The 9,649-nt window shown below is 69.1% G+C and carries 9 protein-coding genes; 5 read left to right on the top strand and 4 right to left on the bottom strand.

Going from position 1 to position 9,649, the window contains the following annotated elements:
- Positions 1-408, top strand: a 408-nt coding sequence (locus I0Q12_RS10320; RefSeq protein ID WP_231610409.1) for a YqgE/AlgH family protein, incomplete at its 5' end; no start/stop codon positions are given.
- 60 nt (positions 409-468) lie between these two features.
- Here I0Q12_RS10320 and I0Q12_RS10315 read toward each other — a convergent pair.
- The 3 genes from I0Q12_RS10315 to I0Q12_RS10305 form a co-directional block, all read right to left on the bottom strand.
- On the bottom strand, positions 469-1,857 hold the full coding sequence (locus I0Q12_RS10315) for a glutamate decarboxylase (RefSeq protein WP_197251833.1): 1,389 nt from the start codon (positions 1,855-1,857) through the stop codon (positions 469-471).
- Positions 1,858-1,979: 122 nt separating this feature from the next.
- Positions 1,980-2,942 carry a DUF1648 domain-containing protein gene (locus tag I0Q12_RS10310; protein ID WP_197251832.1) on the bottom strand — a complete coding sequence of 321 codons (963 nt, stop codon included), beginning with the start codon at positions 2,940-2,942 and terminating at the stop codon, positions 1,980-1,982.
- Between the two features lie 72 nt (positions 2,943-3,014).
- The gene (locus tag I0Q12_RS10305) at positions 3,015-3,419 is read right to left on the bottom strand and encodes an SdpI family protein (RefSeq protein WP_197251831.1); all 405 of its coding nucleotides are present in this window, start codon (positions 3,417-3,419) and stop codon (positions 3,015-3,017) included.
- Positions 3,420-3,523: 104 nt separating this feature from the next.
- Between I0Q12_RS10305 and leuS the strand changes: the two genes are divergently transcribed.
- Positions 3,524-6,373: a leucine--tRNA ligase gene (leuS, locus tag I0Q12_RS10300; protein ID WP_197251830.1), complete on the top strand. Its 2,850-nt coding sequence runs from the start codon at positions 3,524-3,526 to the stop codon at positions 6,371-6,373.
- 33 nt (positions 6,374-6,406) lie between these two features.
- Here leuS and I0Q12_RS10295 read toward each other — a convergent pair whose 3' ends face one another.
- The gene (locus I0Q12_RS10295) at positions 6,407-7,222 is read right to left on the bottom strand and encodes an alpha/beta hydrolase (protein WP_197251829.1); all 816 of its coding nucleotides are present in this window, start codon (positions 7,220-7,222) and stop codon (positions 6,407-6,409) included.
- Between the two features lie 156 nt (positions 7,223-7,378).
- Between I0Q12_RS10295 and I0Q12_RS10290 the strand changes: the two genes are divergently transcribed.
- The 3 genes from I0Q12_RS10290 to I0Q12_RS10280 form a co-directional block, all read left to right on the top strand.
- Positions 7,379-7,762, top strand: coding sequence for a nuclear transport factor 2 family protein (locus I0Q12_RS10290; RefSeq protein WP_197251828.1), 384 nt, complete (start codon positions 7,379-7,381; stop codon positions 7,760-7,762).
- The gene (locus I0Q12_RS10285) at positions 7,762-8,763 is read left to right on the top strand and encodes an alpha/beta fold hydrolase (RefSeq protein ID WP_197251827.1); all 1,002 of its coding nucleotides are present in this window, start codon (positions 7,762-7,764) and stop codon (positions 8,761-8,763) included. The genes I0Q12_RS10290 and I0Q12_RS10285 overlap by 1 nt, the downstream gene beginning before the upstream one ends.
- A 48-nt stretch (positions 8,764-8,811) precedes the next feature.
- Positions 8,812-9,649: DUF6777 domain-containing protein (locus I0Q12_RS10280; protein WP_197251826.1), on the top strand; the 838-nt coding region annotated here is incomplete at its 3' end.

Genomic DNA, 9,649 nt, shown 5'->3' with positions numbered 1-9,649 from the left:
CTGCCCCAGTGGGTACCGGTCTCCGCCGAACCGAAGGCCCTGTTCGTCGGCGGCCCGGTCCGGCGCGACTCCGCGCTGTGCCTCGGCACCCTCCGAATCGGCACCTCCGCCGACGGAATCCCCGGAGTGCGCCGCGTCGACGGACGTGTCGTCATGATCGATCTCGACACCGACCCGCAGGTCGTCGGACCCGTCGTCGAAGGCGTCCGGATCTTCGCGGGCTACGCCGGCTGGAGCGCCGGCCAGCTCGAGGGGGAACTGAGGAACCGCGACTGGATGGTCCTGTCGGCACTGCCGCAGGACCTTCTCGCCCCGGCCCGCCTGGACCTGTGGGCCCGCGTCCTGCGCCGCCAGCCTCTGCCGCTCGCCCTGCTCGCGACGCACCCCATCGAGGTCGAGCGCAACTAGGTGGGCCTTCGGCCCCGGTGTGCCTTTGTGGCGGTCCCAGCCGCCACAAAGGCACACCGCTCAGTGAGCGAAATGCTTTTCCGTCGAATGCTTTCCGATTCCGCTCTTGCGTAGTTCGTCGCACACCTCGACGAGGTCCGTGTGCAGCATCCGGGCCAGATCGGCGCTGAATCCCTCACGGACGACGATCCGCAGCACCGCGACGTCCTCGGCGTCCGCGGGCATCGTGTATGCCGGCACCTGCCATCCGCGGGCACGCAGTTCGTGTGAGATGTCGAAGACCGTGAAGCCCGGATCGTCGGTCAGTTCGAAGGAGATGACCGGGATGGCGCTGCCGTCCGTGATGACGTTCATGCCCTCGATCTCGGAGATCCCCCGCGCCAACCGGACCGCCGTCGTGCGGAGCGTTTCCATGATCCGCTGGTAGCCGGAGCGGCCGAGGCGCAGGAAGTTGTAGTACTGGCCGACGATCTGGTTGCCGGGGCGTGAGAAGTTCAGGGTGAACGTCGGCATGTCGCCGCCGAGATAGTTGACCCGGAACACCAGGTCCTCGGGCAGCGCGTCCTGGTCGCGCCACACCACGAATCCGATTCCCGGATAGGTCAGGCCGTACTTGTGGCCGCTGACGTTGATCGACGCCACGCGCGGTACCCGGAAGTCCCATTCGAGTTCCGGACGCAGGAAGGGCACCACGAATCCGCCGCTCGCGGCGTCGACGTGCAGCGGCACGTCCGGCCCACCCGACGCGGCGACCTCGTCGAGAACCGCGGAGATCTCCGATACCGGTTCCAGCTCACCGGTGTACGTGGTGCCGAGGATCGCGACGACGCCGATCGTGTTCTCGTCCACGGCTTCTCGCACCTGATCCGGCGTGATCGAGTAGCGCCCGGGTTCCATCGGAAGGTACTTGGGTATCACGTCGAAGTAGCGGCAGAACTTCTCCCACACCACCTGAACATTGCTTCCCAGAACAAGATTCGGACGGGAGGTGTCGCCGCCGGCCGCTTCGTGACGTTGCCGCCACCGCCACTTGAGGGCGAGCCCGGCGAGCATCACCGCCTCACTCGAGCCGATAGTCGACACACCCGTCGCCGACGCCGGATCGAACTCCGTGAGTCCCGGCGCGTTGAACAGGTCCGCGACCATTGCGACACAGCGTTCCTCGATCGCTGCGGTCGACGGATACTCGTCCTTGTCGATGAGGTTCTTGTCGAAGGTCTCCGCCATGAGACGGCCCGCCTCCGGCTCCATCCATGTGGTGACGAAGGTCGCGAGATTGAGCCGGGAACTGCCGTCGAGCATCAGCTCGTCGTGGATGAACCGGTACACCGCGTCCGGTTCCATCGATCCCTGAGGCAGTTTCGACGCGGGCACCGGGTCGGTGTCGAGGCGGGTCGTGTAGGCGGGAGCGAGTATCCCGTCGGGGTGTGATCGTCTCCGATGACTCACTGGAACCTCCGGGCATCCGGTCGATTGTGCTCCATGGAAATTCGCATTCCATTGAACCGGACCGGTCCGTACGATGTCCCCGTTTCCCGTAGCTCGGCCGGTTCGGGATTCCGGCGCGGAGTTCAGCGGACGCGAGCGTCGGCGAGGCTGTTGAGCGCCCCGGCCATCTCCTGCGCCCGCTCCGTGGTCACGGTGAACTCGTGACCGCCCGCGGTGGTGAACACCAGCGCCGGGCCCGTGTTGGTGACCAGTCCGTACCGGCCGCGGCCCTTAGCGCGCAGCCCCCAGCCGCCCCAGTCCTCGAACGGCCGGGTCTCGGTGACCTTCGCACCGATCATCTCGTCGAGGCCGTATTCGACCGCCGTCATGCCGAGGTTGCGCACGCGCACGCCGGCCTCGTCGACGGTCACCCGGAACCGCAGCAGGCTCAGCACCAGCACCCCGACCGGCAGGAAGATTGCGAGCGGCCACCAGGAGCCGGCGGACCAGCACACGAGCACGGCCGGGCCCAGCACCACGAGTGCCAGCACGGCCGTGGTGCGGGTGCCGGTCCCGACCTGGTCGACGATCGGCAACTCGACGCGACCGCGAGGGAGCTTCGCGTCAGGGGCAGCGGTCGCCGGGACCCGCTCCCGGTAGTCCCGGAGCAACGCGGCACCGACGAGCCCGACCGCGACACCGAGCAGAACGCCGAGGCCGATCGACCACATCGGCAGCTGCGCCTGCGCCGCGTCGGAAAGGTCCAGCTGCGCCGCCAGCATGGTCACGTGGATGGTCACCAGCAGTCCGGTGACGCCCAGCCCGACGACGAGCATGTACCGCCGCATCATCAGCATGGCCTGCGCGAGCGCCGCGATCGCGCTGCAACCGCCACCGACCAGCACGATGACCAGGGCGATCGTCCACGCGTTCGACATCGGCGAGGAGAACCCGTCCGGGTCCGGACCGGGCCAGTGCGTCGCGATCGCGGCGGGCAGGCGAGGTTCCCACGCAGCGGTGACCAGCACCGCGGCCACGGCGGCGGCGATCGGAAGGGCGATGCCGAACAGGGCACCGGCGGGATCGATGATGCGGCGGGTCGTCACCGGCCCAGAGTAGGGACTGCGGGACGATCCGCGAGAGTGCCCGAGACGTGTGTCGTCAGGCGCCGACCGTCGTCAGGCGGTGGGCTCGCACGCGCCGCGCAGGCTGCACGCGCCGCACGAGGTGCCGCAACCCTCGGTCTCCTCGGGCTTGGTGACAGCGGCCACCCGCGCCGCGATGGATCCGCCGGCCCCGGCCGTGGCGAACGCCGCCACGATCGTGACGACGACGGCGACGACACCGGCGACGGTCGGCAGCGTCAGCGCGGCGACACCACCGGCGACGAGCAGCACGGCGGAACCGAGGATGCTGGGGGCCGCGACCTTGTTGGCCAGGGCGAACGTCTCGTCGTCGCGCAGCGTGTCCGCGGTGCGGACACCTGCCCAACGGTTGCGTCCGAGCCGTCCGGTGAGCCCGGCGACGGCGACGACACCGACAGCGAGGGCGAGTACGAACAGCACGATGGCGACGATCAACACGGCGACCAGGATACCGCCGGACGCAGCCGCCGGTCCGGTCGGGTTCGGCCACGTTCTACCCTGGTCGGAGGTAACAGACGCCAGCCAAGTAGATAGCGACCGCCGTGACTCGTCCTGATCAGACTTCCACTCCGTCGTCCGACGCCACCCCGCAGCATCGGTACACCGCCGAGCTTGCCGGGCGGATCGAGCAGCGCTGGCAGGAGCTGTGGCGCGAACGCGGCACGTTCGAAGCGCCGAACCCGGTCGGCCCCCTGGCCGGCGACGTGCCCGCCGACAAGCTGTTCGTGCAGGACATGTTCCCGTACCCGTCCGGTTCGGGCCTGCACGTCGGGCATCCGCTCGGTTACATCGCCACCGACGTCTATGCGCGCTACCACCGCATGCTGGGCCACAATGTCCTGCACACGCTCGGTTACGACTCGTTCGGGCTGCCGGCCGAGCAGTACGCGGTGCAGACCGGCACGCATCCGCGCACCACGACCGAGGCGAACATCGCGAACATGAAGCGGCAGCTGCGTCGTCTCGGCCTCGGCCACGACGAGCGTCGTGCCGTCGCGACCACCGACGTGGACTTCTACCACTGGACGCAGTGGATCTTCCTGACCATCTACAACGCGTGGTACGACACGGAGGCCGGAAAGGCCCGCCGCATCTCGGAACTCGAGTCCGAACTCGAGTCCGGTGCCCGCACCCTCGACGACGGCCGCGACTGGGCCGCGCTGTCGGACGCCGAGAAGCAGGACGCGCTCGACGCCTACCGCCTGGTGTACCGCTCGGATTCGCTGGTCAACTGGTGCCCCGGCCTGGGCACCGTGCTCGCGAACGAGGAGGTCACCGCCGAGGGCCGCTCCGAGCGCGGCAACTTCCCCGTGTTCCGGAAGAACCTGCGGCAGTGGATGATGCGCATCACCGCGTACTCCGACCGTCTCATCGACGATCTCGAGTTCCTGGACTGGCCGGACAAGGTCAAGACGATGCAGCGCAACTGGATCGGCCGCAGCCACGGTGCCCAGGTGAAGTTCGCCGTCGACGGCCACGAGGACGCCGAGATCGAGGTCTTCACGACCCGCCCCGACACCCTGTTCGGCGCCAGCTACGTCACGCTCGCGCCCGAGCACGCCCTGGTCGACGAGATCGTCGGCGGCGCGTGGCCCGAGGGCGTCGACGAGCGCTGGACCGGTGGCGCCGCCACCCCGGCCGAGGCCGTCGCCGACTACCGCGCCGCGATCGCCGCCAAGTCCGATCTGGAGCGGCAGGAGAGCAAGGAGAAGACGGGCGTCTTCCTCGGCGCGTACGCCGTGAACCCGGTCAACGGCGAGAAGCTGCCGGTGTTCATCGCGGACTACGTGCTCACCGGCTACGGCACCGGCGCGATCATGGCCGTGCCCGGACACGACCAGCGCGACTGGGAGTTCGCGACCGCGTTCGGCCTGCCGATCCGCGAGGTCATCTCCGGCGGCGACATCACCGCCGAGGCGTACACCGGCGACGGTGTGCTGGTGAACTCCGACTACCTCGACGGTCTCGCCGTCGCGGACGCGAAGAAGACGATCGTCGCGAAGCTCGAGGAATCGGGTGCCGGCACCGGCACCATCCAGTACAAGCTGCGCGACTGGCTGTTCGCGCGTCAGCGCTACTGGGGCGAGCCCTTCCCGATCGTGTACTCCGCCGACGGACGCCCGCACCCGCTGCCGGAATCGATGCTGCCCGTTGAGCTTCCGGATGTGAAGGACTACGCGCCGGTGTCGTTCGACCCGGACGACGCCGACTCGGAGCCGTCGCCGCCGCTCGCGAAGGCGACCGAGTGGGTCGAGGTGGACCTCGATCTCGGCGACGGCCTGCAGCGCTACACCCGCGACACGAACGTCATGCCGCAGTGGGCGGGCAGCTCGTGGTACCAGCTGCGCTACATCGACCCGACGAACCCGGACGAGTTCTGCGCCAAGGAGAACGAGGCGTACTGGACCGGTCCGCGGCCGGAGATTCACGGCCCGAACGACCCGGGCGGTGTGGATCTGTACGTCGGCGGTGTCGAGCACGCCGTGCTGCACCTGCTGTACGCGCGGTTCTGGCACAAGGTGCTGTTCGACCTCGGCTACGTCACGTCCTCGGAGCCGTATCGCCGCCTGTTCAACCAGGGCTACATCCAGGCGTACGCCTACACCGACTCGCGCGGTGTCTACGTCCCCGCCGACGAGGTCGAAGAGCGCGACGGTGAGTACTTCCACAACGGCGAGCGGGTCAACCGCGAGTACGGCAAGATGGGCAAGTCCCTGAAGAATTCCGTTGCGCCGGACGAGATCTGCGACGACTACGGTGCCGACACGCTGCGCGTGTACGAGATGTCGATGGGTCCGCTCGACCAGTCCCGCCCGTGGGCGACCAAGGACGTCGTCGGTGCCCACCGCTTCCTGCAGCGCGTGTGGCGCGCCGCGATCGACGAGGAGACCGGCGCGGTGCGCGTCACCGACGCCGAGCCGGCCGAGGACACGCTGCGTGCGCTGAACCGCACCATCGCCGGTGTGTCCGACGACTACGCGAACCTGCGGGACAACACCGCGATCGCGAAGCTCATCGAGTACACCAACCACCTCACCAAGACGTACCCGGACGGCGCGCCGCGGACCGCGGTCGAGCCGCTCGTGTCGATGCTCGCGCCGGTGGCGCCGCACCTCGCGGAGGAACTGTGGTCGCGGCTCGGGCACACCGAGTCGCTCGCGCACGGTCCGTTCCCCGTCGCCGACGAGAAGTGGCTCGTCGAGGACAGCGTCGAGTACCCGATCCAGGTCAACGGCAAGGTGCGCAGCCGCATCACGGTGCCCGCCGACGCGAAGCCCGACGCGATCGAGGCGGCGGCGCTGGCGGACGAGAAGATCGTCGAGCTGCTCGCCGGTGCCGCGCCCCGCAAGGTGATCGTGGTGCCCGGCAAGATGATCAACGTGGTGCGCTGACCCACCGATTCCGGGTGACAGCGTTCTGCCGGATCAGTTCCGTTCCGGCAGAACGCTGTTCACGAAGTCGAGCACGTCCCCGAGGACCTCGTCGCGGTTGGTCTCGTTGAAGATCTCGTGGCGCGCACCGGTGTACGTGCCGGACCGTGCCTGCGCACCGGAGTACGTCCCCCAGCCCTGCACGGTGCCCTCGATCGGAACCAGGCCGTCGTCGGAGCCGTGCAGCCACAGCACCGGAACCGAATCAACGGGACCGGCCGCGGAGATGGTGTCGAGGCAGTTCTTCAGTGCCTGCACCGTGGGCCGTTTGAACGGGCCGTGCCACACGAGGGGGTCGGCGACGTAGGCGCGGCCCACCGCCGGGTCGCGGGAGAGCGTGTCCGGGTCGATGGGCGTGTCGGGAATCTCGTCGGCGGCGAGCAGGGCGTCGACCGCGGCCCAGGTGCCGAGCACCGGCGCGGACAGGACGACCGCGGCGAGGCTGTCGCCGTATCGCTGGGCGTAGCGCGCGGCGATCATCCCGCCCATCGAATGCCCGACGAGCACGACGGGCAGGCCGGGATTCTCGCGCCGCGCGGTCAGATCGAGCAGGTGGAAGTCGTCGACGACCTTCTCGAAGTCCTCGACGAGGACCCGCTCGCCGTCGCTGAGTCCGTGCCCGACGTGGTCGATCGCGTAGACCGTGGCGCCGTCGGCGGCGAACCGGGTCGCGACGTACTCGTACCGTCCGGAGTGCTCGCCGTAGCCGTGGCACAGCAACACGACATAGCGCGGGTTCTCGGCCGGCCAGCGGCGTCCGGCCAGGGTTCCGCCGTGACCGTCGAGGGTGAACGCGGCCGTCTCGCTCATGAAGACTCCTCTCAGCGCACCTGCAGCGTCATCCAGTTCGTGTCAGCCAAGCATCCCGCGCGCCGGGGCGGAGCCGATTCGCTGCGGGACCTGGTCTGCGGGCTCCGGTGACACTAGTCTCCTGATCTAGAACATGTTCTATTCGAGGAGGCTTTCATGGCACCGACCACCGACGCGATCCGCGAGACCGTCGAGAACTACATCCGCTCGGTCGCGAAGGGCACGACCGACGATGTCCTGGCCCTGTACGCGCCGGGCGCGACCGTCGAGGACCCGGTCGGCACCGAACCGCGCACCACCGAGGAGGCGCTGCGCGAGTTCTACGGCGTCATCGAGCCGCTCGCGCAGACCGGTGAACTGCTCACCCTCAAGATCGCCGCGAACAACGCCGCGTTCCTGTTCCGCCTCACCACGCACCTCGGCGAGCAGGACCTCGTGATGGAGGTCGTGGACGTCATGACCTTCGACGACGACGCGAAGATCACCTCGATGAAGGCGTACTGGAACCAGGACGACATGGTCACGGTGCCCGCGTCCTGATGCGCACCGTCGTGGTCGAGGTCGATGGTTTCACGTGGAACATTGCCGAAGCCGGCGACGCCGGCCGGCCCGCCGTCGTGCTGTGCCACGGATTCCCCGGTCTCGGATACAGCTATCGGCACCAGGTGAGCGCACTCGCCGCCGCCGGTTACCGGGCCATCGCGCCGGACATGCCCGGCTACGGCGGAACCGACCGGCCGACCTCGATCGACGAGTTCACCAACGCCGTGGTCGCGGATCGTCTCGTCGGCCTACTCGACGCACTCGGCATCGAACGGGCCGTTCTGGTCGGGCACGACTTCGGGGCACCCGCGACGTGGACCGCCGCGCTCCGCCACCGCAGCCGCGTCGCCGGGCTGGTCCTGCTCGCCGTGCCGTACGCGCCGGACCCGCTGCCCGCGCGGCCCACCGAGCTGTACGCGGCGATGGCCCGCCGGCACTTCCTGCACCTGCACTACTTCCAGGACCCGGGGGTCGCGGAACACGAACTCGACGCGCGGCCCCGCGAGTTCCTGCAGCGGCTGTTCCACGCGCTGTCCGGCCGATACCGGTACCTGGACATCTGGCAGCACCCGTCGGACGGAAACGGCTACCTCGACGTGCTGCCCGAGGCGCCGGACCTGCCCTGGGACTGGCTGAGCGAGGACGAACTCGACCACTACGCGAGGGTGTTCGCGAGAACCGGATTCGGAGGCGGCCTGTCCTGGTATCGCGCCTACGACGCCAACTGGGAGGCGGTGGCGGGAAGTGAACCGGCTCTGCTCGAGGTGCCGACGTTGTTCGTCGCCGGCGCGAACGACCCCGTCATCACCATGTCCGGACCGCACGCGCTGGAGCGGATGCGGCAGACGGTGCCGGACCTCAGGGGCGTTCACCTGCTCGACGGCGCCGGTCACTTCGTGCAGATGGAACGCGCGCGCCGGGTCGACGAACTGCTCGTGGACTTCGTGGCGGAGGTGTTCTCCACACAGGACATATCGCCCGACACCCCGTTCCGGTGAATCCGCAAATCCACCGATCGCATTTGTAACCCGTCCTAGGATGTGCGGGTGGCCACCGATGCCGCTGCGCGCGGATTCGGATTGGTGCTCGTTCTGATCGCGCTCGTGGTGAGTGGATGTTCGTCGGGTGGTTCCGAGCGAACCGAACCGGTGCGACTCGAGATCGCGACCGCACAGGACCAGTACCCCTGGACCGGACTGCTGCTGCCGGCCCAGGTCCCGGTCGTGGTGCCGGAACCCGACGACGAGGATGTCGAGGGCACCGGCGATCCGGTGGCCGTGACCGACGACGGCACCGCCGCGGTCGCCGGGGACCGCCCCGCGCTCTACGGCGGCAGCCTCGAGCGCGAACTGTGCGACCGGCAGGAACTCGTCGACAGCCTCGAGCAGGATCCCGCGAAGATCGAGGCGTGGCTCGGCGTCCTGAAGGTCACCGACGCCCGCGAATACGTCCGCAAGCTGACACCGGTGCTGCTGCGGGCCGACACCCGCGTCACCGTGCACGAGTACCGCAGCGGCACCGTCGTCCCCGTGCAGTCGGTACTCGAGGCGGGCACGGTCGTGCTCGTCGACGATCGCGGCACCCCGAAAGTGCGGTGTGCACGCGGCACACCGTTGACGGCCCCCGTGCTGACACCGGCCCCGGAACTGACGGGCGACGGCTGGGAGGGACTGGATCCGAAGCGATTGTTCGTCGTGCAGCCCGCCGCGACCTCGGTGCCGCAGCTGACGGTCGTCGACATCTCGACCGGCGACCTGCTGCCGGTGCCGATCGGAGCGGGACCGCGGCAGCCGGCACCCGCGCCGCCGGCGGAGTCCGCGGTCGCGAGCCCCACGCCGCGCACGGAAGCCGAAACCCGGACACCCGGGGCCGCCGCTCCGGTGC

The sequence above is a fragment of the Rhodococcus sp. CX genome, assembly GCF_015865005.1.
GTDB lineage: Bacteria > Actinomycetota > Actinomycetes > Mycobacteriales > Mycobacteriaceae > Rhodococcus.
This window is presented reverse-complemented; position numbering and strand designations above follow the sequence as displayed.